Genomic DNA, 21,277 nt, shown 5'->3' on the forward strand with positions numbered 1-21,277 from the left:
CTCCGGGTGGCTATCGCGGCAGGCCGAGCAGGCGTTCGGCGATGATGTTGCGCTGGATCTCGTTGGTGCCGGCGTAGATCGGGCCCGCCAGCGAGAACAGGTAGCCGTCGGTCCAGGCCGACTCCTGCTCCGCGGCCGCGCCGTGCAGGTCGAGGGCGGTCTCGTGCATGGCGATGTCCAGGTCCGACCAGAACACCTTGTTCACCGAGGATTCCGCACCCAGCTGACCGCCGTCGGCCAGGCGGGTCACGGTGGCCCAGGTGTTGAGGCGGTACGCCTCGGCACCCACCCACGCGTCGACCACGCGGTCGGCGAGGGCGGTGTCGGACTCGTCGGCCGTGTCCTGCCACAGCTCGATGAGCTTGGCGGCGGTGGCGGTGAATCGGCCCGGCGCGCGCAGTGAGAGGCCGCGCTCGTTGCTGGAGGTCGCCATGGCGACCTTCCAGCCGTTGTTCGCCTCGCCGATCACGTCGGCGTCCGGCACGAACACATTGTCGAGGAAGATCTCCGCGAAGCCCGGCTCGCCGTCCAGCTGCGGAATCGGCCGCACCGTAATGCCTTCCGCGGTGAGCGGGAACATCAGGTAGGTCAGGCCGCGGTGGCGCTCGGCCTCCGGGTCGCTGCGGAACAGGCCGAAACCCCAGTCCGCGAACGAGGCCCGCGAGCTCCAGGTCTTCTGGCCGTTGAGCAGCCAGCCGCCCTCGGTGCGCTTGGCGGTGGAGCGGATGCCCGCCAGATCGGAACCGGCCTCCGGCTCGGACCAGGCCTGCGCCCAGATGTCGTCCGCGCGGGCCATTCTCGGCAGGATGCGGGCCAGCTGCTCGGGGGAGCCGTGCTCGAACAGGGTCGGCGCCAGCAGGAAGATGCCGTTCTGCGAGACGCGACCGGGCGCGCCCGCCGCGTAGTACTCCTCCTCGAAGATGACCCATTCGGTCAGCGAGGCGTCGCGGCCGCCGTACTCGGCGGGCCAGGCCACACACGACAGGCGGGCCTCGGCCAGCTTGGCCTCCCACGCGCGGTGCGCCTCGAAGCCCTCCTCGGTGTCCATGGAGGGCAGGGGAGTGGCAGGCACGTTGGCCGCCAGGAAAGCGCGCACCTCGGCGCGGAATTCCTCGGTCTTGGCGTCGAATTCGAGATCCACTTATTTCGCCCCGTCGTTGTTGGTAGCTGAATCTGATTCGCGGCCCGCCGCGGCGGCAGCCTTCATGGACTTGGCGTTCATCCCGCCCAGCGAGTCCGCGCCGACCTCGGCATTGTGCGCATGCGCGAAGTGGTGCAGTCCGAACACCGAGTCCATGCCCGCGCGCATACCCATCAGGTCCTCGCACTGGTTGACGGCCTTCTTGGTCAGCGCCAGGCCGAACTGCGGCATCTCCGCGATCTTCTCGGCCAGCGCGAAGGTCTCCGTCTCCAGATCCGCGTGCGCGACAACGCGATTGAGCATGCCCCACTCGTAAGCCTGTGCCGCGGTGAAGCGTTCACCGGTGAACAGGATCTCCTTTGCGCGGCGCGGCCCCAGCACCCACGGGTGCGCGAAGTACTCGACGCCCGGAATGCCCATGCGGACAACCGGATCGGAGAAGAACGCGTCCTCGGAGGCCACGATCATGTCGCAGGACCACGCCAGCATGAGCGCGCCCGCGATGCACGCGCCCTGCACCATGGCGATGGTCGGCTTGGGGATCTCCCGCCAGCGGCGGCACATGCCCAGGTAGACCTCGGACTCCCGGGCGAAGCGCTGATCGCCGCCCGGGCGATCGGTGTGGTCCCACCACAGCGCGGCCTTGTTCTCGTACTCGATGTGGTGGTCGCGGCCCGGCGTGCCGATGTCGTGGCCCGCGCTGAAATGCTTTCCGGCGCCGCCCAGCACGATCACCTTGACCTCCGGATCCTCGACGGCCCGCACGAAGGCGGCGTCGAGCGCGTAGGTCATGACCGAGTTCTGCGCATTGCGGTAGTCCGGCCGGTTCAGCGTGACGACCGCGATCGGTCCGCGCTTCTCGTAGAGGACGACCTCGCCCTCGTCGGGAATGGGTCCCGGTTCCTGGCTCACGCCTTCTCCTCACGTAGTTGCCGCTTGAGAACCTTCCCGGCGGCGTTGTAGGGCAGCTCGTCGCGGAATTCCACGTATTTCGGGACCTTGAAGTTGGCCAATTGCGCCTTGGCGTAGGCCTTCACGTCCGCTTCGGTCAGCTCAGCACCGGCGCGGCGCACCACGAAGACCTTGCCGACCTCGCCCATGCGCTCGTCGGGCACGCCGATGACCGCGGTCTCGGCGACGCCCGGGAGCCGGGCCATGGTCTGTTCCACCTCGGCGGGATACACATTGAAGCCGCCGGAGATGTACATGTCCTTGAGCCGGTCGGTGACCTTCATGTAGCCGCGATCGTCGATGACGGCGACGTCACCGGTGTGCAGCCAGCCGTCGGCGTCGATGGTGGCGGCGGTGGCCTGCGGATCGTCGAGGTAGCCGCGCATCACCTGGTAGCTGCGCAGCAGCAGTTCGCCATTGTCGGCGAGCTTCATCTCGAAGCCGTCGATGACGCGGCCGCAGGTGTTGGCGATGGTCTCGCTGGAATCCTCGGGCCGGCACATGGTGCCGAACCCGCCGGACTCGGTCTGGCCGTACGCGGTCAGCACCACCTCGAGATCCAGCTCGTTGCGCATCCGCTCGATGAGCACGACCGGAACCGTGGCCGCGCCGGTGACCGCGACGCGCAGACTCGACAGATCGGCCTCGGCGCGGGCCGGGTGGTCGAGGATGGTCTGGTGGATGGTCGGCGGACCGGTCAGCACCGTGATGCGCTCGTCGTGGATGAGCCGCATGGTCTCCCGCACGTCGAACACGGCCTGCGGAATGATGGTCGCGCCGGTGACCAGGCTGGTGAGAATGCCCGCCTTGTACCCGAAGCTGTGGAAGAACGGCGGCACGATCAGGTAGCGGTCGTCGCGGTTCAGCGTCGCGCAGTCGGCCCAGGCCCGGGCGCTGCCCAGCACCTGGTGGTGCGCGATGAGCACGCCCTTGCTGCGCCCGGTGGTGCCGGAGGTGAACAGGATGTCCGAAAGATCTTCCGGGGACACCGATTCCGCGCGGGCGATGACCTCCTCGAGGCTCACCGCCGCGGCCACCTTGCCCAGTTCCGACCAGGCGATGGCGTCCTCGACGGGGGCTTCGCCCTCGGCCGGGATCACGATGGTCGTCTCGATGCCCAGTCCCGGTGCGGCGGTGCGCAGTTCGGCCAACCGGTCGCGGCCCAGGAATTCGCCCGTGATGAACAGCGCCTTGGCATTCACCCGCGACAGCACGTCCGCGGCCTCGGCGGCCACGTACCGCGTATTGAGCGGAACGATCGCGGCGCCGACGTAGTGGCTGGCCAGAACCGCGGTCACCCAGTGGTGGGTGTTGGGCGCCCAGATGCCGACGCGGTCACCGCGCTGAATGCCGCGTGCCATGAGCGCACGCGCGGTCTCGCGCACCGAATCCAGCAGTTGCGACCAGCTCAGTCGCACGGCACCGTCGCCGACGGCCGGCGCGTCACCATAGGCGTGCGCGGCCGCGTGCAGAGCGAGCGGTGTGGTCTGCGGAGGAGATGTCACAGGGCTTCCTCGCTGTCCGGGAATGGGTCTAACAAAGCAAGTGCTTGGTAGGTTACTCTACCGACGTGAGCATGATCCAGACCCCCGAACCGGCCAGCGGGATTGAGCCCCCCGAGGACGCCGAATTCCGTGCTGAGGTGCGCGAATGGCTGGCCGAGAACCTGAACGGCCAGTTCCGCGAGCTGCGCGGTCTGGGTGGTCCCGGGCGCGAGCACGAAGCTTTCGAGGAGCGACTCGAATGGGATCGCGCCCTCGCCGCCGCCGGCCTGACCTGCCTGGGCTGGCCCAAGGAGTGGGGCGGCCGGGACGCCACCCTGCGCCAGCAGGTCATCTTCCACGAGGAATACGCCAAAGCCGATGCCCCGAGCCGGGTTTCGCACCTCGGTGAGGAACTGCTCGGCCCCACGGTCATCGCCTTCGGGACCGAGGAGCAGAAGAAGCGCTTCCTGCCGGGCATCCGCAATGTCACCGAACTGTGGTGCCAGGGCTATTCGGAGCCCGGCGCCGGGTCGGACCTCGCCGCCGTCACCACCTCCGCCCAGCTCGAGGGTGACGAGTGGGTGATCAACGGCCAGAAGATCTGGACCTCGCTGGCGCACCTGTCCGACTGGTGCTTCGTGGTCGCTCGCACCGAGAAGGGCTCGACCCGCCACCACGGCCTCTCCTACCTGCTGGTTCCCATGAAGCAGCCGGGCGTCGAGGTGCGGCCCATCATCCAGCTCACCGGGACCGCCGAATTCAACGAGGTCTTCTTCGACAACGCCCGCACCGCGGCCGATCTGGTCGTGGGACAGCCCGGCGAGGGCTGGAAGGTCGCCATGGGCACGCTCACCTTCGAGCGCGGCATCTCCACCGTCGGCCAGCAGATCCGCTACGCGCGGGAACTCGCCGACCTCGAGGCCGTGGCCCGGGCGAACGGGGCGATCGAGAACCCGGTCCTGGCAGACCGTTTCGACAAGGCGTGGGTCGGTCTGCGGGTGCTGCGCGCGCACGTGCTGCGCACCCTCGAATCGGGCCACGACGGCGCGTCCGGCGGAGCCGGAAAATCGGGCACCGTCGTCGATGCCCGCACCGCCGCCGGGCAGGCGTCGGTGACCAAGCTGCTGTGGGCCAATTGGCATCGCGGCCTGGGCGAACTGGCCATGGACGTGCTCGGCGCGCCCGGCCTCATCGCCGACGGCCCGGGCGACGATCTCAATGCCTGGCAGCGCATGTTCCTCTTCACTCGTGCGGACACCATCTACGGCGGTTCGAACGAGGTTCAGCGCAACATCATCTCCGAGCGGGTGCTCGGACTTCCCCGAGAGGCTCGACCATGAGTGAGCGAAGCGAACGTCAGATGAATTCCGTCGACCTGTCCACCGCTCCCGACATCACCCCCGGCCACAACCTGCTCGCGGGCAAGATCGCCGTGGTGACCGCCGCCGCGGGCACCGGCATCGGTTCGGCCACCGCGCGCCGCCTGCTCTCCGAGGGCGCGGACGTGGTGATCTCCGACTGGCACGAGCGTCGCCTGAAGGAGACCGAGCAGGCCCTGCAGGCCGAATTCCCCGACCGCCGAATCGCTTCCGTGCCCTGCGACGTCAGCTCGACCGAGCAGGTCGATGCCCTGATCGCCGACGCGGTCGCGGCGCTGGGCCGGATCGACATCATGGTCAACAACGCCGGGCTCGGCGGCGAGGTGCCGGTCGTCGACATGACCGACGAGCAGTGGGACAAGGTCCTCGACATCACCCTCAATGGCACCTTCCGGGCGACCCGCGCGGTGCTCAAGTACTTCCGCGAGGCCGGCCACGGCGGCGTCGTGGTGAACAACGCCTCGGTGCTCGGCTGGCGGGCCCAGCACGGCCAGGCCCACTACGCCGCCGCCAAGGCCGGCGTGATGGCGCTGACCCGTTGCAGCGCGGTCGAGGCCGCCGAGTACGGCGTGCGCATCAACGCGGTGGCCCCGTCCATCGCCCGCCACGCGTTCCTGGACAAGGTCACCTCGGGCGAGCTGCTCGACCGCCTGGCCGCGGGCGAGGCCTTCGGTCGCGCCGCCGAGCCGTGGGAGGTGGCCGCCACCATCGCCATGCTCGCCAGCGACTACACCACCTACCTGACGGGTGAAGTGGTTTCCATTTCCAGTCAGCGCGCGTAATTCGAATTACGCGCCGGCGCGGCCGAATTAGTGCGTTCGGCCGACGCGAAATGCTGCGCCGTGCGGTCGCAGCTTTTCTCACTGCCGCGTCCCCTACGGGGGCGCGGCAGTGCTCGTTTTATCGGCGACCCAAAATGGCTGGCGCGTCGGGGGTGCGGTTGTGCAATCCTGGTTTAGGCCGGTACCGCTAGTCGAAGGGCACGACCCATGGGTCCGGATCGCCGACAACAAGCAGCCCCAGGACAGGCCAACGAGGAATTGGAACTCGAGCTGGTGCGCGAGGTCGTGCTAGCGCGCCGAAGACTCGACAATGTCGTTCTGGCCGCACTGACATTGGGTGCGGAATTACTGGAGCACGACTCCGAGTGCGCCACCGCCATGCGCGCGGCGCAGATCCTGGAACAACACGCCGTGGACGAATCCGACGTGGCACGCGATCCGCGTGGCGCGTTGCGGCGGGACATGGTTCGCGATCGCGATCGCGCCCGCCGGATCGGCCTGTCCCGCGCGGCCGTGTTCTCGGACAGCGAGGCGGACCAGCGCCGCCGCAAACGGACCGCCCTGCTGTGCGAGGTCCGGGCCGATCTCCTGGAGGTGGTGCGCAACTGCCGCCGGCTGCGCTACGACCATGTGGCCTTCTCCGACGGCATCGCCCAGGGATTGTGTGCCGCCACAGACAAATTGGTGGTGGGGGCCGATATGGAGACCTATCGGGCCTGGCAGCGGGGGATGGTGCTCAAGCTCATCGAGGAGCCCGCGCACGACGGCGTGCCGCCGCGGGTCATGGCCACCGTGGACGCCGGTCCGGGCCGGGAGCCGCTGACCGTCGAATGGGACAGCCCCGAGCGGCGATTGGCGCTGGTGGCGCGGATGGCGCGGGCGGGGGTGTCACCCGTGGTGATCTGCGATCGCCTGCTGGCCGACCTATCGGTCTCGTCGCCGCTGCGCTATTCGATGCGCTGATATTCCTCTCGAATCCCCATGGGACGCGGCCCGCCTCGGTCTGGACCGACGAAGCGGAGGAAGGAAGACCGAGGTAACAGGGCCGCGGCCCGCGACGCCGGAGGCAGCGCAAGGGAACACCGAAGTGGACCAAGCAAATGCTTGGTTGTATATTGACGGGGTGACCCAACCTGACCCCTCCAAATCAGCACGTCGCACCGAACTGCTCGGCCTCGCCGCGAACCTGTTCGCGGAGCGGGGCCTGCGCGCCACCACGGTTCGTGACATTGCCGACGCGGCGGGGATTCTATCCGGGAGCCTGTACCACCACTTCGATTCCAAAGAAGCCATGGTGGACGAAATCCTGCGCGGGTTCCTCGACGACCTCTTCGGCCGCTACCGCGAAATCGTCGCGGCCGGCGTCTCCGCCCGCGACACGCTGGAAGCGCTGGTCACCGCTTCCTACGAATCCTTCGACCGGTTCCACGCGGCCGTCGCCATCTACCAGGCCGAGGCCAAAAGACTCAGCGGCACACCGCGATTCGACTACATCGACGAATACAACCGGGAGTTCCGCGAGCTCTGGCACCAGGTGCTGGCCAACGGCGTCGCCGACGGCAGCTTCCGGCCCGAGATGGACATCGAACTGGCCTACCGGTTCCTGCGCGACACCGTCTGGGTGTCGGTGCGCTGGTACCAGCCCGGCGGCCGGATCACCGTCGACAACCTCGCCAAGCAGTACCTGACCATCGTGCTCGACGGGCTCACCAACCCCGAGCAGCGCAACTGACCCCTGGGCGCAGCCCGAAGGCGACAACTTCAACCCAGCAGCAGTAGGAGTTCCACATGTCAGCACCGTCCCGCCGCCAGTATTCGCCGATGCGTGAGGCGTATGTGATCGACGCCGTGCGCACCCCGGTCGGCAAGCGGGGCGGCTCGCTGGCCGCCGTGCACCCCGCCGATCTGGGCGCCGCCGCCATCAAGGGGCTCATCGAGCGCACCAACCTGGCTCCGGCCGCGGTGGACGACGTCGTGTTCGGCTGCTGCGACACCATCGGCCCGCAGGCCGGAAACATCGCGCGCACTGCCTGGCTGGCCTCGGGCTACCCCGAGTCCGTGCCCGGCGTCACCGTGGACCGGCAGTGCGGCTCCTCGCAGCAGGCCATCCACTTCGGCGCGCAGGCCATCATGTCCGGCACCGCCGAGGTGATCGTGGCCGGCGGCGTGCAGAACATGAGCGCCATCCCGATCTCCGCGGCCATGCTGGCCGGCCAGGCCTACGGCTTCGACTCGCCGTTCGTCGGCGCGCAGGGCTGGGACCACCGCTACGGCACCGGTGAAGTGTCGCAGTTCAATTCGGCCACCATGATCGCCGAGAAGTGGGACATCTCCCGTCGTGACATGGAGGAGTGGGCGCTGCGCAGCAACGAGCGCGCCCGCAAGGCCATCGTGGACGGCAAGTTCGATCGCGAGATCGTGCCGGTCGGCGACTTCTGGATCGACGAGTGCCCGCGCGAGACCACCCTGGAGAAGATGGCCGGGCTGCAGCCGCTCGCCGAGGGCAGCCGCATCACCGCCGCCCTGGCCAGCCAGATCTCCGACGGTTCCAGCGCCACCCTGCTGGCCTCGGACTGGGCGGTCCAGGAGTACGGCCTCACCCCGCGGGCGCGCATCCACCACGTGAGCGCGCGCGGCGCGGACCCGATCTACATGCTGACCGCGCCGATTCCGGCCACCAAGTGGGCGCTGGAGAAGACCGGCCTGACCATCGACGACATGGACGTCATCGAGATCAACGAGGCCTTCGCCTCGGTGGTGCTGGCCTGGATCAAGGAGACCGGCGCCAACCCCGACAAGGTCAATGTCAACGGTGGCGCCATCGCGCTGGGCCACCCGCTGGGCGCGACCGGCGCCAAGCTGTTCGCCTCGCTGCTCAACGAGCTGGAGCGGGTGAACGGCCGCTACGGTCTGCTCACCATCTGTGAGGGCGGCGGCACGGCCAACGTCACCATCATCGAGCGCCTGGGCTAGTCCCGGATTCGCTTTCCGGAAGCCGCGCACCGAAATTCGGTGCGCGGCTTCCGCATTCCGCACCCGTGATGTCCGCCGATGACGGACGATGGATCGGTCGACTGCGGGGTGACGCCCGGGGCGGGATCTGGGTGATGAAGGAGAACCTACCGAGGAGGGGGTTCCTCCTGGGGGCCCTCGGAATCGCGGGTATGGGTTATATGGCTTCGGCGGCAGCCGATCCCGTGCCGCTGCCGCCACCTCCCGTGCCGGTTCCGCCGCTGCCCGCGCCGACGTTCACGCCGCTCAACTACCATTCGCCCGTGCTGGAGCCGTTCGTCGACGAGCTGCCCATTCCCGAAATACGCGTGGCCGCTGGTGAATTGGCCGCCATATCCGGACTGCACCGCTATCACCGCGATCTGCCGGAGACCCGCAGCTGGGGTTTCGGGCGACCGGTGCTGGGTCCGACCCTGGAGGGGCACCGGGATCGGGTGTCGCACCTCAGTTTCCGCAATGAGCTCGGCGCCCATGTGCTGGCGGCGGACGTCGATCTCACCATGCACGGGGTCACCGAGCTGGATCGCACCGATCCTCGCTTCACCGTGCACCTGCACGGCGGCGCGAATACGCCGGACTCCGACGGGCATCCGCTCATCGGGTGGCGCAATGGCGGCGGGCCCAGCTTCGAGTACGGCAACCGGCAGGAGGCCGCGACCCTCTGGTACCACGACCACGCCATGGGGATCACCAGGTTGAACATTCAGGCCGGCCTGGCCGGAATCTATTACCTGCGAGACGAATTCGACACCGGCCGCGACGACAACCCGCTCGGCCTGCCCAGCGGTGAGTTCGAGATCCCGCTCATCGTGCAGGACCGCACCTTCAATGCCGACGGCAGCCTGCAACCCATGGTGGCCACCTATATTCCGCAGGGCTACAACCAATCCGGGCAGCTGGGCGACGTGTGCTGCGTGAACGCGATGGTCTGGCCGTGGCTGCGCGTGCGCCGGACCGTCTACCGTTTCCGGCTGCTCAACGGATCCAACTCGCGGCCCTATATTTTCGAGTTCTCCACCGGCATGCTGTTCTTCGCCATCGGCGGCGATCTGGGACTGCTGAACGCGCCGGTGCCGACGTCGTCGATCCGGGTCAGCCCCGGCGAAAGAGTGGACCTGCTGGTCGATTTCAGCGGCATCCAGGACGGCGAGACCGTCGACCTGATCAATACCGCCGAGAACGATCTCGGCAATGCCGTGTTCATGGCGCCCGAACTGCGGCCCGTCATGCGGTTCATCGGCGCCGGTGCCGGACCGTCCGCCGGCATCCCGGTCCAGCTGCGCGGCGGCGCCGGTCAGCCCGATGCGCTGGAACCTGCGTACCGGCCGGGCCCGGTGCGCACCATGACCCTGCTCGGGCTCAATGACGACTCCCGGGCCGCGGCCGTCTTCCCCACCATGATGTCGCTGAACAATCTGCCCTTCCTGAGCTCGGACATCGACCTGGCCCGGGCCGGCGCCGTCGAGCAGTGGGACATCGTCAACACGACGCCGTTCGACCACCCCATCCATCTGCACCTGGCCCGGCTGCGGGTGATCGGCCGCCAGCCGATCCTCACCTCGGCCTACTTCTTCGCCAACTATCCGCCCAGGTTCGGTGTCCGGTGGGCGCCGTCGGCCGACGGGTACGCCATCGGGCCCGAGCAGGGCCCGCCGCCCTGGGAAGCGGGCTGGAAGGACACCGTAGAGTGCCCCACCGACACCGTCACCCGGATCATGGTGAAGTGGCCGTCGGTGGACGAGCTCGGCTTCGATCCCGATACCGTGATCCCGGTGCCGCCGGACGCGGAGGCCATGTCCCCCAACGGATCCGGCATGGCGGGCGGGATGGCGGATACCCCGGAGATCCGCGGCTATGTCTGGCACTGCCACAACCTCGACCACGCCGATCACGACATGATGCAGCAGATCCGCGTCCAGCCGTAATGGCCGGAGGGTGCGAAGTCGTCGATGTCCCAAAGCATCTCGTCTCGGATCCCTAGAGTTGGGGTCATGCAGGAATCGGTGGATGCCCGGTTCGAAGCGGTCGCGCGCAAGGCCGGGCACGTACAGGACGCGGTCGATCGGGTGCGCGGCCGTGCCATTGTGGACGGAGTCAGTGTCGAGGTGGGACCGGACGGGCGGATCATCGATCTGGTCCTACCCGATCCCGTTCTGGCGCAGTCTGTTTCACGTGCGCACGAGCGGGCGCGTGGCCGTGCGCTCGCACAGGCTGCCGTCCTGCGGCGTGAGCTCACCGCTGATCCGGTGGTCGCGGCCGCCCTGCGCCGGTTTCTGCTGGCCGCACCCGGGCCATCGAATACGGTTGCACCGCAGGAATTCTCCGGCCCGCAGCCGGCGGACGCCCCGAACCCGTATGCCCTACCGCCGGCCGTCCGGCAGCGCTACGGCTTGGCCTGACCCGAACCCTCGCGCCTCGTCGATCGAACGCGACGTGGCACTGCCGATCGAACGAAGCGGGCATGCCGAGCGAAGGCGCGGGACAGTCGACCGAAGGTTGCGGGACGTTCGTCGAAGGTCTCGGGGGATCCGGCGACGGCCGAGGGGAATTCGGTGAAGGTTGCGGAGCATTGACCGGCGGCCGGCGGCAGCGCCCCGGTCCGGGCGGGACGGCGATTTCGTGACTCCGGGCAGCGGCCCGGGCCGGTTCGCGAATGCGCGGGAGCTGGAGGTTTGCTCGGATTAGGATGGCCGCGGACCATTTTGGGACCTTCGGGAGAAAGCGGGCGGTTCATGGATCTGGGTGTCCGCTGGAAGGTGCACGGCGACGGGCGCACGCCCGCCCCGGGGGCGGTGGTGCGGCCGGACGAGCGGCTGTCGTGGCCGCGCACCTTCGGCTTGGGCGCCCAGCACGTGGTGGCCATGTTCGGCGCGAGTTTCGTTGCACCCGTGCTGATGGGGCTGGATCCCAATCTGGCCATCATGATGTCGGGCGTCGCCACCGTCCTGTTCCTGCTCTCGACCCGCGGCCGGGTGCCCAGCTATCTGGGTTGCTCGCTGTCGTTCGTGGGCGTGGCGGCGGTGATCCGCGCGCAGGGCGGCAGCAGCGCGACTGTTACCGGCGCCTGCCTGGCGGTGGGCGCGGCGCTGTTCCTGATCGGCCTGGCCGTGCAGCGGTTCGGCGCGCGCGTCATCCACGCCGCCATGCCGCCGGTGGTGACCGGTGCGGTGGTCATGCTGATCGGCTTCAACCTGGCCCCCGTCACCGCCTCGACCTACTGGCCGCAGGACCAGTGGACCGCGCTACTGGTCATGCTGTTCACCGGCCTGGCCGTGGTGGGCCTGCGCGGATTCTTCGCGCGCATCGCGATCTTCCTGGGCCTGGTGTTCGGATACGGGCTGTCCTGGGTCCTGGACCGGGTGTTCGGGCAGATCCATTCGGCCGACGGCAGCGGCAAGGTCACCGACCACTGGCGGCTCGATCTTTCCGGTGTGACCAAGGCGGATTGGCTCGGCCTGCCCAGCTTCCACGCCCCGGCCTTCCAGTGGTCGGCGGTGCTGGTGGCATTGCCGGTGGTGATCGCGCTGGTCGCCGAGAACGCCGGGCACGTGAAGGCGGTCGGGGAGATGACCGGCGACAATCTGGACGACAAGCTCGGCACCGCCATCGCCGCCGACGGCGCGGCCTCCATGCTGTCCACCGCGGTGGGTGGCCCGCCCAACACCACCTACTCCGAGAACATCGGCGTCATGGCCGCCACCCGCGTCTACTCCACGGCCGCCTACTGGGCCGCCGCGTGCTTCGCGCTGCTGTTCGGCCTGTGCCCGAAGTTCGGCGCCATCGTCGCGGCCATTCCGGGCGGTGTGCTGGGCGGGATCACCGTCATCCTGTACGGCATGATCGGCCTGCTGGGCGCGCAGATCTGGACCAATGCCAGGGTGGACCTCCGCAATCCGCTGAACCTGGTGCCGGCCGCCGCGGGCCTGATCATCGGTATCGGCAATGTGAGCATCAAGTTCACCGGCAACTTCACCCTGAGCGGCATCGCCCTGGGCACCCTGGTGGTCATCACCGGCTATCACGTGCTGCGCGTCTTCGCGCCCGCGCACTTCAAGGGGGAGGAGCCCCTGCTGGACGAGGGCACCTCGTCCTACGACGAATCAGGCCGGTAGCGAACGAGGTTCGGTGTCGGCCGACCCGTCCGTTCGCTCCGCGGCGTAGGGGAGTTGCAGCACATACCAGGAGTGTTCCGACGAATACTCGAGGTACTGAGAGGCTTTCGGATCGCAGGCCAGGCCCTCGATCCGGGTCCACTGCCCGTCACCGGAGGCGATGGTGTCGGTGTAGCGGACATGCAGGTGACCGTGGAACAGCAGGCTGGGCCGCAGCGCCCCCACCACGCGCTGGATGCGGTCCTGATTGGGGTAGCACTCGTCCTTGTCCTTGCGGTTCCACTTCGGTTGCGAGGCGCGCGGTTTGTCGTGGGTGAGCAGCACGTCCACCGGTGAGCTGTCGGCGTCGAGCAGGGCCGTCAGTTCGTCGTCGGTCATCTCCTCCTCCGGAAACCACAGCATGCCCGCGGTGTCCGCCCCCCTCGCGGAGCCGTAGCGCCGGCGCTTCGCGGCCTGCTCGGCCTTGCGGGCCTCCCGGGCCAGCCGCCAGCCCTTGTCGGTGGAGCGCGCCCCGCCGAAGGCGGCGAAACCGGTGCCCTCCCAGGTCCAGCGGTGTCCGCGCGGGGCGTAGCGGAGGTGCTTGCGGCACACCAGGAATCCCTCGTCATCGGGGTGTTCGTCGTAGAGCTCGTGCAGCAGTGAGCTCTTGTCGTGGTTCCCATCCAGGAAGTACACGGTGACCCCGGCCCGCTTGGCGGCCTTGTTCACCACGTCGAAGTACCGCCGCCCCGAGTGCATGTGCTCCCACGCCCCGAAGTCCCCGACCGAGAACATCCGTTCGCAGCCATTACGCGCCGCGACCTTCACCAACGCCAGCGCGTGCGCCGTGTTCCCATGCAGGTCTCCGACAATCAGGACATTCCCCATCGCCACATGGTGGCACCCGCGTCTCCGGAGGGCATCCGCAATTCCCGCCCGCCGTGCCACGCATACCCGAATTAGGCTGACCTCCATGAACTCTGTGTTGGTTACCGGCGCGGCGCGCGGCATCGGCAAGGCCGTCTGCCTGCGTCTGGCGCAGCAGAACTGGCAGGTCTACGCGGGCGTCCGCAAGCTCTCCGACGGTGAGGCGCTGGCCGCGGCGGACCCCCGCATCACCCCGATCGTCCTGGATGTCACGAATCCGGACCATATCGCCGCCCTCGACGGGGTGCTGCCCGCCGACCTCACCGCGGTGGTCAACAATGCCGGCATCGTCGCGGACGGCCCCGTCGAGCTCCTCGATCTGGACACCCTCCGAAACCAGTTCGAGGTCAATGTCTTCGGCGCGGTCGCGGTCACCCAGGCCGTCCTCCCGCGCCTGCGCGCCACCCGCGGCCGCGTCGTCTTCATCTCCTCGCTGTCGGGCCGCATCTCCACTCCTGGCACGGGCGCCTACAACTCGTCGAAGTTCGCCCTCGAGGGCCTGGTCGACGCGCTGCGGGTGGAGCTGCGCCCCTGGGGAATCCACACCGCCCTCATCGAACCGGGTCCCGTTGCCACCGACCTCTGGTTCGGTGCGACCGACATGGTCGACACCACCACCGCCCACCTCACCGACGCCCAGCGCGAGCTCTACAGCGCCCACCTCGCGGGCCTCCGCAAGATGTCGCAGCAGGTTCCGAAGATCGCGGCGCCGGTCGAGTCGGTGGTCAAGGAGGTCGAGAGGGCTCTCACCGCCAAGCGTCCCAGGGCCCGCTACATCCCGGGCATCGCGGGAAAGATCCAGGTGGTGGCCACCTCGCTGACTCCCACCCCGGTGCTGGACACCCTCTTCGCCCTGGTCTCCGGCATCCGCAAGAAGTAGCGTCCGCACGCAAAGACGAACCGCCGGCACCCTGTGGATCGGGGTACCGGCGGTAAGAGCTTGTGACGCCGCGAATTACGCGCCGTAGACCGGCTCCGGGGTGGTGGCCTTGGACAGCAGGTCGCGCACGACGGGGCCCAGCTCGGCCGGCTCCCAGCGGGCGCCGCGGTCGATGGAGACGCCGTGGCGCCAGCCGTCGGCGACGGTCACCTTGCCGCCCTCGACCTCGAACATGCGGCCGGTGACACCGGCGGAGTCGGTGCTGCCCAGCCAGACCACCAGCGGCGAGACGTTCTCCGGGGCCATGGCGTCGAAGCCGTCCTCGGGAGCCGCCATCATGTCGGCGAAGACCGTCTCGGTCATGCGGGTGCGGGCGGCCGGGGCGATGGCGTTGACCGTGATGCCGTAGCGTGCGAATTCGGCGGCGGCGGTGAGGGTCAGGCCCGCGATGCCGGACTTGGCAGCGGAGTAGTTGCCCTGGCCGACCGAGCCGAGCAGGCCCGCGCCGGAGCTGGTGTTGATGATGCGGGCCTCGGGGGTACGACCGGCCTTGGCCTCGTTGCGCCAGTACTCGGCGGCGTGCCGCATGGGCGCGAAGTGGCCCTTGAGGTGCACCTTGATGACCGCGTCCCACTCGTCCTCGGCGAGGTTGACCAGCATGCGGTCGCGGACGATGCCGGCGTTGTTGACGAGCACGTCCAGGCGGCCGAAGGTTTCGACGGCGGTGGCGATCAGGCGGCGCGCGCCCTCCCAGTCGGAGATGTCGTCGCCGTTGACGACGGCCTCGCCACCCATGGCCTTGATCTCCTCGACGACCTGCGCGGCCGGGGAGTCGGGGCTCGGGGCGCCGTCGAGCTCGGCGCCGAGGTCGTTCACGACCACCTTGGCGCCGGCGGCGGCGAAGGCGAGGGCGTGGGCACGGCCGATGCCACGACCGGCGCCGGTCACGATGACGACGCGGCCGTCGCAGATCTTGTTGTCGGTCATTCGATTACCTCTTCGTTGTCGATCGATCTAGTGGCCGGAGACGGCGGGGACGTCTGCGGTCGAAGCTTCGAGGAAGGCGGGCTTCTCGCCGCCGCCGTGCACCAGCAGCGCGCTGCCGGTGATGTAGGAGGCCAGGGGGGAAGCGAGGAACGCCGCGGTGCGGCCGATGTCCTCGGGGGCGGCCATGCGCTGCATCGGCACGGTGCGGCTGACCGCCGCGATGCCGTCGTCGTCGCCGTAGTGCAGGTGCGAGGACTCGGTGTTGACCAGGCCGACGATGACCGAGTTCAGCCGGACCTTCGGCGCCCACTCGACCGCGAGCGACGAAACCAGGCTGTCCACACCGGCTTTGGCCGCGCCGTAGGCGGCGGTGCCCGGCGAGGGCCGATGCCCGGAGACGCTGGAGATCATCACGATCGATCCGCCGGTCTCCTGCTTCTGCATGACCTCGTTGGCGATCTGCGAAACCAGCAGCGGTGCCAGCAGATTCAGCTGCACGATCTTCGAGTGGAAGTTGGCGCTGGCGTCGGCGGCCAGGGCGAAGGGCGCGCCACCGGCATTGTTCACCACGGTGTCCAGGCGCCCGTACTTCTCGACGATGGCCTCGATCAGCCCGCGCACCGAGTCCGGGTCGCGCACGTCGCACGGCAGGAAGTCGATGCCGCGGCCATTGCTCTCGACGGGGGTGTCGCCGGGCCGGCGTGCGCAGGCCACGACGGTCGCGCCCGCGTCCAGGAAGACCCGGCTGATGCCGGCGCCGACGCCGCGTACACCGCCGGTGACCAGGACGACCGTGCCGGACAGGTTTACTTCGATTCCCACCGTGCTAACCTACCAAGCACTTGCTTGTTTTGCCAACGATGGGACATGCGATGGGGATCAACCGTCACACCGAAACCGAGGGCGTCGAAGTCGTCACTGTCGACTACCCGCCGGTCAACGCTCTGCCTTCCGACGGCTGGTTCGCCCTGGCCGACGCCGTCACCGCCGCCGGCCGCGACCCGGAGACCCGGGTCGTGGTGCTGCGCGCCGAGGGTCGCGGCTTCAACGCGGGCGTGGACATCAAGGAGATGAACGCGGATACCGGGCACACCGCCCTGATCCGCGCCAATCACGGCTGCTTCGCGGCCTTCGCCGCGGTCTACGACTGCGAGGTTCCGGTGGTCACCGCCGTGAACGGCTTCTGCCTCGGCGGCGGCATCGGCCTGGTCGGCAACTCCGACGTCATCGTCGCCTCCGACGACGCGACCTTCGGCCTCCCCGAGGTCGACCGCGGCGCGCTCGGTGCGGCCACCCACCTGGCGCGACTGGTTCCCCAGCACCTGATGCGGACCATGTTCTACACGGCGGGCACCCTCACCGCGCAGCAGTTGCACCACTACGGCTCGGTCTTCAAGGTGGTGCCGCGCGCCGAACTCGACGCCGCCGCCATGGAGGTCGCCAAGAACATCGCCAACAAGGACGGCCGCGTGATCCGCGCCGCCAAGAAGGCGCTCAACGGCATCGACGTGCAGGACGTGCACCGCTCCTACCGCTTCGAGCAGGGCTTCACCATGGAACTCAACCTCGCGGGCGTGGCCGACGAGATCCGGGCGCGCTTCGACGACGATCTGGCCGCGCAGAAGAAGGGGAAGTAAAAGCCATGCGCGACAAGCGAATGTCGCTCGACGAGGTCGTCGGCGAACTGCGCAGCGGAATGACCATCGGCATCGGCGGCTGGGGCTCCCGGCGCAAGCCCATGGCCTTCGTGCGCGCCCTGCTGCGTTCGGACGTCAAGGATCTGACCGTCGTCACCTACGGCGGCCCGGACCTGGGCCTGCTGTGCTCGGCGGGCAAGGTGCGCAAGGCCTACTACGGCTTCGTGTCCCTGGACTCCGCCCCGTTCTACGACCCGTGGTTCGCCAAGGCCCGCACCGAGGGTGCGATCACCGTGCGCGAGATGGACGAGGGCATGGTCAAGTGCGGTCTGCAGGCCGCCGCCGCCCGCCTGCCGTTCCTGCCGATCCGCGCCGGATTGGGTTCCGCCGTCATCGACTTCTGGGAGGGCGAGCTGAAGACCGTCCAATCCCCGTACGCGGATGCCGACGGCCGCAGCGAGACCCTGGTCGCCATGCCCGCCCTGAACCTGGATGCCGCGTTCGTGCACCTGGACCTGGGCGACAAGCACGGCAATGCCGCCTACACCGGCGTCGACCCGTACATGGACGATCTGTACATGCTCTCCGCCGAGAAGCGCTACCTGTCGGTGGACCGCCTGGTCGAGACCGAGGAACTGGTGAAAGCCGTTCCGACGCAGGCCCTCATCCTCAACCGCATGATGGTCGACGGGGTGGTCGAGGCCCCCGGCGGCGCGCACTTCACCTTCTCCGGCAGCTACGGCCGCGACGAGAAGTTCCAGCGCCACTACGTCGAGGCCGCCAAGACGCCCGAGTCCTGGGCCGAGTTCAAGGCTCGCTACCTGGATGTGTCCGAGGCCGAATACCAGGCCGCCGTCAAGGCTTTCGCCGAGGAGCAGAAGTAATGACCGAAAACAACACTGCATCGCGTAGCGATTCCCACAGCGGTGGCGGCGGGGCGACGGGTGGGCCTGTTACTCGGGCCGAGATCTGCGTGGTCGCGGCGGCCGAGATCTTCCGGGGCGCGGGCGAGATCATGGCCTCCCCGATGTCCACCGTCACCACCATCGGCGCGCGGCTGGCGCGGCTCACCTTCGAGCCGGACCTGCTGCTGTCCGACGGTGAGGCGCTGTTCTTCGCCGAGATCCCGCCGATCGGCGGCAAGGCGCCCATCGAGGGCTGGATTCCGTTCTCGAAGGTCTTCGATGTGGTGAATTCCGGTCGCCGCCATGTGGTCATGGGCGCCAACCAGATCGACAGGTACGGCAACCAGAACCTGTCCGCGTTCGGCCCGCTGCAGCAGCCGACCCGGCAGATGTTCGGTGTGCGCGGCGCGCCGGGCAACACCATCAACCACGCCACCAGCTACTTCGTGCCCAAGCACAACAAGCGGGTGTTCGTCGACCGGGTCGACATCGTCTCCGGAATCGGTTATGACAAGGTCGATTCCGAGAACCCGGCCTACCGGTTCCACCACCTGCACCGGGTGGTCTCGAACCTGGGCGTGTTCGACTTCACCGGACCGGACCACACCCTGCGCGCGCTGTCGCTGCACCCGGGCGTGACCGCCGACGAGGTCGCGGAGAACACCTCGTTCGAGATCGCGGGCCTGGCCGAGGCGGGCGAGACCCGCCTGCCCACCGAGGAAGAGCTCACCATCATCCGGACCGTGCTGGACCCCAGGGGTTTCCGCGAGAAGGAGGTGACGGCATGACCGCGCAACGTTTGAAGACGCCGCTGACCGAACTGGTAGGCATCGAGCACCCGATCGTGCAGACCGGCATGGGCTGGGTCGCCGGCCCGGGCCTGGTCGCGGCCACCGCGAATGCGGGCGGCCTCGGCATTCTCGCCTCGGCGACCATGACTTTCGAGGAACTCGAGGCGGCCATCGCCAAGACGAAGGCCAAGACCGACAAGCCCTTCGGCGTCAATATCCGCGCCGACGGCTCGGACGCCGCCGAGCGCTGCGAGCTGATGATCCGCGAGGGCGTGAAGGTGGCCTCGTTCGCGCTGGCGCCCAAGAAGGAGCTCATCGCGCGGCTCAAGGACAACGGCGTCGTGGTCGTGCCGTCCATCGGCGCGGCCAAGCATGCGGTGAAGGTCGCGTCCTGGGGCGCCGACGCCGTCATCGTGCAGGGCGGTGAGGGTGGCGGCCACACCGGTTCCGTCGCGACGACGCTGCTGCTCCCGTCGGTGCTCGACGCGGTCGACATCCCGGTCGTCGCCGGTGGCGGCTTCTTCGACGGCCGCGGACTGGCCGCCGCGCTCTCCTACGGCGCGGCGGGTATCGCCATGGGCACTCGCTTCCTGCTCACCCAGGACTCCAGCGTGCCGGACTCGGTGAAGCAGGAGTACCTGGCCCGCGGGCTGCAGGACACCGTGGTCTCCACCCGGGTCGACGGCATGCCGCACCGGGTGCTCAACACCGAACTGGTCGACAAGCTGGAGCATTCCGGCAAGGCCCGCGGCTTCCTCGCCGCGGCCGGCAACGCCATGAAGTTCAAGAGCATGACCGGCATGAAGTGGTCGACCATCGTCAAGGACGGCCTCGCCATGCGCAAGCACAAGGACCTCACCTGGTCCCAGGTGATCATGGCCGCCAATACCCCGATGCTGCTCAAGGCCGGTCTGGTGGAAGGCAATACGCACGCGGGCGTGCTGGCCTCCGGTCAGGTCGCCGGCATCATCGACGACCTGCCGACCTGCCAGGAACTGATCGACCGCATCATCACCGAGGCTGTGGAGCGCATCGACAGCCTCAGCCAGTACCGCGTCACCACCACCGCCTGACGCGCCCCCGCACGTGCGCGGCAACCACAGCCCGACCGCGCACCTGGATCCGGCCAACCCTCGGATCCATGCGCGCGCCCTCGCGGCGCGCGCCGAGCCGTCCCCGGAACCTCTCGCCCGGGGGCGGCTTCGCGCGTTTCCGGACCTGTGCCGGGTGTGGCCTGGACGCCTGTGGGTTAGCTGCTTTTTGTCTGATTTGTGAGCTCTCGGATGAGCTGAAATCCCTCACAGTCGTCGATATCCGGATGTGAGGCCCGGGCCCTTCGCGCCTGGTCGGGGCCAATTGGCCTGGGGCGCTTGTGATATTGGCTACCTGGGGGACCGCGCAGGCGTACGGTTTGCGGACAGCCCTAATGCGATCGGGGACTTGCGCGGATTGCCGTGGTGACCGGTACGATGGCCGCGTTCCGCAACGGTCCGGCAATCGGGGCGACAAGGTGAGCTCGAAACCTGTCCTGATCTGCCCGGCGCGGATCGGGATTCCGTACCCCTGGTGCGGAGCAAGGCAATTGCGCGGTATCGATGAGGGGATGGCTGTCGCATGATCGTCGATCGTGCAATGCGCCTGGTGGCAGTGATCGCAGCTGTCACCGGTTCGGCGCTGCTCGGGCCCGCGGCTGCGCAGGCGCAGCCGGGCGGCATCCCGCTCGATCCCGTACCCGCCGGCCAGGATCCGGCCCTGCCCGCACCCGCCGGTTCGCGCCAGCAGACTCCCGCCGGCGCGCAACCCCAGGCAATTGACGCCACTCGGCCGCAGCCCGTCACCCCGGTGGCCGGGCCGCAAGATCTGCTGTCCATCCTGCTGGCGCTCGGAACCGGTTCGGCCGGTGTCGGATCCGCCGGTGCCGGCTCGGCTGCCGTGGGTTCGGCCGGACTGGGCGCCGTGCTGGGCGGTACCGGCTCCGCCGCGCTGGCCACCGGCTCCGCCGTAACCGGTTCCGCCGGTGCGGGATTGGGCTCCGCCGTCGCCGGCACCGGATCGGCCGGCGCGGCCACGGGTTCCGCCGCAGTCGGAACAGGTTCCGCCGCAGTCGGTTCCGCTGGTCTCGGTTCCGCGGGCGTGCTCGGCCTGGGTTCCGCGGTCGTCGGCTCGGCGGGTATCGGCACCGGCTCCGCGTTGCTCGGTGCGCTGCTCGGCACCGGTTCGGCGGCAACGGGTTCGGCCGCGGTGGGCTCGGCGGCCGTCGGTTCGGCTGGACTGGCCGCGCTCTGCACCGGCTCGGCCGCAGCCGGATCC

19 protein-coding genes and 1 pseudogene are annotated in these 21,277 nt (G+C 68.8%); 14 read left to right on the forward strand and 6 right to left on the reverse strand.

Translation table 11 applies throughout. The annotated features are described in order from the left end of the window. Positions 1–10 precede the first annotated feature (10 nt). From ON33_RS02735 to ON33_RS02745, 3 genes are read right to left on the reverse strand one after another with little or no spacing between them, the layout of a single operon-like run. A complete protein-coding gene (locus ON33_RS02735; RefSeq protein WP_040854444.1) occupies positions 11–1,141 on the reverse strand; it encodes an acyl-CoA dehydrogenase family protein in 1,131 nt (376 codons plus the stop codon). Next, positions 1,142–2,053 (reverse strand): enoyl-CoA hydratase, encoded by a 912-nt coding sequence (locus tag ON33_RS02740; RefSeq protein ID WP_040854446.1) that lies wholly within the window; start codon positions 2,051–2,053, stop codon positions 1,142–1,144. It lies immediately after the preceding gene. Next, complete coding sequence (locus ON33_RS02745; protein WP_040854448.1) at positions 2,050–3,597, reverse strand: FadD3 family acyl-CoA ligase; 1,548 nt, start codon at positions 3,595–3,597, stop codon at positions 2,050–2,052. The genes ON33_RS02740 and ON33_RS02745 overlap by 4 nt, the downstream gene beginning before the upstream one ends. 71 nt (positions 3,598–3,668) lie before the next feature. On the opposite strand from ON33_RS02745, the gene ON33_RS02750 reads away from it, so the two are divergent. From ON33_RS02750 to ON33_RS02785, 8 genes are all read left to right on the forward strand, one after another. Continuing rightward, positions 3,669–4,916: an acyl-CoA dehydrogenase family protein gene (locus ON33_RS02750; protein ID WP_083868543.1), complete on the forward strand. Its 1,248-nt coding sequence runs from the start codon at positions 3,669–3,671 to the stop codon at positions 4,914–4,916. Then, positions 4,913–5,737 (forward strand): SDR family oxidoreductase, encoded by an 825-nt coding sequence (locus tag ON33_RS02755; protein ID WP_373281006.1) that lies wholly within the window; start codon positions 4,913–4,915, stop codon positions 5,735–5,737. The genes ON33_RS02750 and ON33_RS02755 overlap by 4 nt, the downstream gene beginning before the upstream one ends. A gap of 207 nt (positions 5,738–5,944) precedes the next feature. Continuing rightward, entirely contained in the window at positions 5,945–6,700 is a 756-nt protein-coding gene (locus ON33_RS02760) for a hypothetical protein (RefSeq protein ID WP_040854453.1), read from the forward strand. A 160-nt stretch (positions 6,701–6,860) separates the two neighbouring features. Beyond that, the gene (locus tag ON33_RS02765) at positions 6,861–7,469 is read left to right on the forward strand and encodes a TetR/AcrR family transcriptional regulator (RefSeq protein WP_040854456.1); all 609 of its coding nucleotides are present in this window, start codon (positions 6,861–6,863) and stop codon (positions 7,467–7,469) included. 89 nt (positions 7,470–7,558) lie between these two features. Further along, the gene (locus ON33_RS02770; RefSeq protein WP_040854460.1) at positions 7,559–8,710 is read left to right on the forward strand and encodes an acetyl-CoA C-acetyltransferase; all 1,152 of its coding nucleotides are present in this window, start codon (positions 7,559–7,561) and stop codon (positions 8,708–8,710) included. 191 nt (positions 8,711–8,901) lie between these two features. Beyond that, positions 8,902–10,674: a multicopper oxidase family protein gene (locus ON33_RS02775; protein WP_040854626.1), complete on the forward strand. Its 1,773-nt coding sequence runs from the start codon at positions 8,902–8,904 to the stop codon at positions 10,672–10,674. A 66-nt stretch (positions 10,675–10,740) separates the two neighbouring features. Then, positions 10,741–11,148, forward strand: coding sequence for a hypothetical protein (locus tag ON33_RS02780; protein ID WP_040854462.1), 408 nt, complete (start codon positions 10,741–10,743; stop codon positions 11,146–11,148). A 333-nt stretch (positions 11,149–11,481) separates the two neighbouring features. Next, positions 11,482–12,861, forward strand: a complete 1,380-nt coding sequence (locus tag ON33_RS02785; RefSeq protein WP_040854464.1) for a uracil-xanthine permease family protein — start codon at positions 11,482–11,484, stop codon at positions 12,859–12,861. Here ON33_RS02785 and ON33_RS02790 read toward each other — a convergent pair. Continuing rightward, a complete protein-coding gene (locus ON33_RS02790; RefSeq protein ID WP_040854466.1) occupies positions 12,850–13,728 on the reverse strand; it encodes a metallophosphoesterase family protein in 879 nt (292 codons plus the stop codon). The genes ON33_RS02785 and ON33_RS02790 overlap by 12 nt on opposite strands. Positions 13,729–13,813: 85 nt before the next feature. Between ON33_RS02790 and ON33_RS02795 the strand changes: the two genes are divergently transcribed. Beyond that, a complete protein-coding gene (locus ON33_RS02795) occupies positions 13,814–14,647 on the forward strand; it encodes an SDR family oxidoreductase (RefSeq protein WP_040854469.1) in 834 nt (277 codons plus the stop codon). Between the two features lie 75 nt (positions 14,648–14,722). Here ON33_RS02795 and ON33_RS02800 read toward each other — a convergent pair whose 3' ends face one another. After that, the gene (locus tag ON33_RS02800; protein WP_040854471.1) at positions 14,723–15,634 is read right to left on the reverse strand and encodes an SDR family oxidoreductase; all 912 of its coding nucleotides are present in this window, start codon (positions 15,632–15,634) and stop codon (positions 14,723–14,725) included. 27 nt (positions 15,635–15,661) lie between these two features. After that, positions 15,662–16,456, reverse strand: a complete 795-nt coding sequence (locus ON33_RS02805) for an SDR family oxidoreductase (protein ID WP_373281007.1) — start codon at positions 16,454–16,456, stop codon at positions 15,662–15,664. A 50-nt stretch (positions 16,457–16,506) separates the two neighbouring features. Here ON33_RS02805 and ON33_RS02810 point away from each other — a divergent pair, with 50 nt between their 5' ends. The 5 genes and pseudogenes from ON33_RS02810 to ON33_RS02830 form a co-directional block, all read left to right on the forward strand. Further along, entirely contained in the window at positions 16,507–17,271 is a 765-nt protein-coding gene (locus ON33_RS02810) for an enoyl-CoA hydratase family protein (RefSeq protein ID WP_040854473.1), read from the forward strand. 5 nt (positions 17,272–17,276) lie between these two features. Further along, on the forward strand, positions 17,277–18,155 hold the full coding sequence (locus ON33_RS02815) for a CoA transferase subunit A (RefSeq protein WP_040854476.1): 879 nt from the start codon (positions 17,277–17,279) through the stop codon (positions 18,153–18,155). Beyond that, on the forward strand, positions 18,155–18,964 hold the full coding sequence (locus tag ON33_RS02820; protein ID WP_245550266.1) for a CoA-transferase subunit beta: 810 nt from the start codon (positions 18,155–18,157) through the stop codon (positions 18,962–18,964). Before ON33_RS02815 ends, ON33_RS02820 begins: the two co-directional genes overlap by 1 nt. Next, positions 18,961–20,040 carry an NAD(P)H-dependent flavin oxidoreductase gene (locus ON33_RS02825; RefSeq protein ID WP_040854479.1) on the forward strand — a complete coding sequence of 360 codons (1,080 nt, stop codon included), beginning with the start codon at positions 18,961–18,963 and terminating at the stop codon, positions 20,038–20,040. The genes ON33_RS02820 and ON33_RS02825 overlap by 4 nt, the downstream gene beginning before the upstream one ends. Before the next feature lie 568 nt (positions 20,041–20,608). After that, positions 20,609–21,277, forward strand: a pseudogene (locus ON33_RS02830) (hypothetical protein); the annotation flags it as partial.

Source organism: Nocardia niigatensis NBRC 100131 (genome assembly GCF_000308655.1).
Classification (GTDB): Bacteria; Actinomycetota; Actinomycetes; order Mycobacteriales; family Mycobacteriaceae; genus Nocardia; species Nocardia niigatensis.

Bases quoted from the DNA above. Each gene is read 5' to 3' on its own strand.
- ON33_RS02750 (WP_083868543.1), top strand. From the start codon at position 3,669: ATGATCCAGACCCCCGAACCGGCCAGCGGGATTGAGCCCCCCGAGGAC.
- ON33_RS02755 (WP_373281006.1), top strand. From the start codon at position 4,913: ATGAGTGAGCGAAGCGAACGTCAGATGAATTCCGTCGACCTGTCCACC.
- ON33_RS02760 (WP_040854453.1), top strand. From the start codon at position 5,945: ATGGGTCCGGATCGCCGACAACAAGCAGCCCCAGGACAGGCCAACGAG.
- ON33_RS02770 (WP_040854460.1), top strand. From the start codon at position 7,559: ATGCGTGAGGCGTATGTGATCGACGCCGTGCGCACCCCGGTCGGCAAG.
- ON33_RS02775 (WP_040854626.1), top strand. From the start codon at position 8,902: ATGGGTTATATGGCTTCGGCGGCAGCCGATCCCGTGCCGCTGCCGCCA.
- ON33_RS02780 (WP_040854462.1), top strand. From the start codon at position 10,741: ATGCAGGAATCGGTGGATGCCCGGTTCGAAGCGGTCGCGCGCAAGGCC.
- ON33_RS02785 (WP_040854464.1), top strand. From the start codon at position 11,482: ATGGATCTGGGTGTCCGCTGGAAGGTGCACGGCGACGGGCGCACGCCC.
- ON33_RS02790 (WP_040854466.1), bottom strand. From the start codon at position 13,728: ATGGGGAATGTCCTGATTGTCGGAGACCTGCATGGGAACACGGCGCAC.
- ON33_RS02795 (WP_040854469.1), top strand. From the start codon at position 13,814: ATGAACTCTGTGTTGGTTACCGGCGCGGCGCGCGGCATCGGCAAGGCC.
- ON33_RS02800 (WP_040854471.1), bottom strand. From the start codon at position 15,634: ATGACCGACAACAAGATCTGCGACGGCCGCGTCGTCATCGTGACCGGC.
- ON33_RS02810 (WP_040854473.1), top strand. From the start codon at position 16,507: ATGGGGATCAACCGTCACACCGAAACCGAGGGCGTCGAAGTCGTCACT.
- ON33_RS02815 (WP_040854476.1), top strand. From the start codon at position 17,277: ATGCGCGACAAGCGAATGTCGCTCGACGAGGTCGTCGGCGAACTGCGC.
- ON33_RS02820 (WP_245550266.1), top strand. From the start codon at position 18,155: ATGACCGAAAACAACACTGCATCGCGTAGCGATTCCCACAGCGGTGGC.
- ON33_RS02825 (WP_040854479.1), top strand. From the start codon at position 18,961: ATGACCGCGCAACGTTTGAAGACGCCGCTGACCGAACTGGTAGGCATC.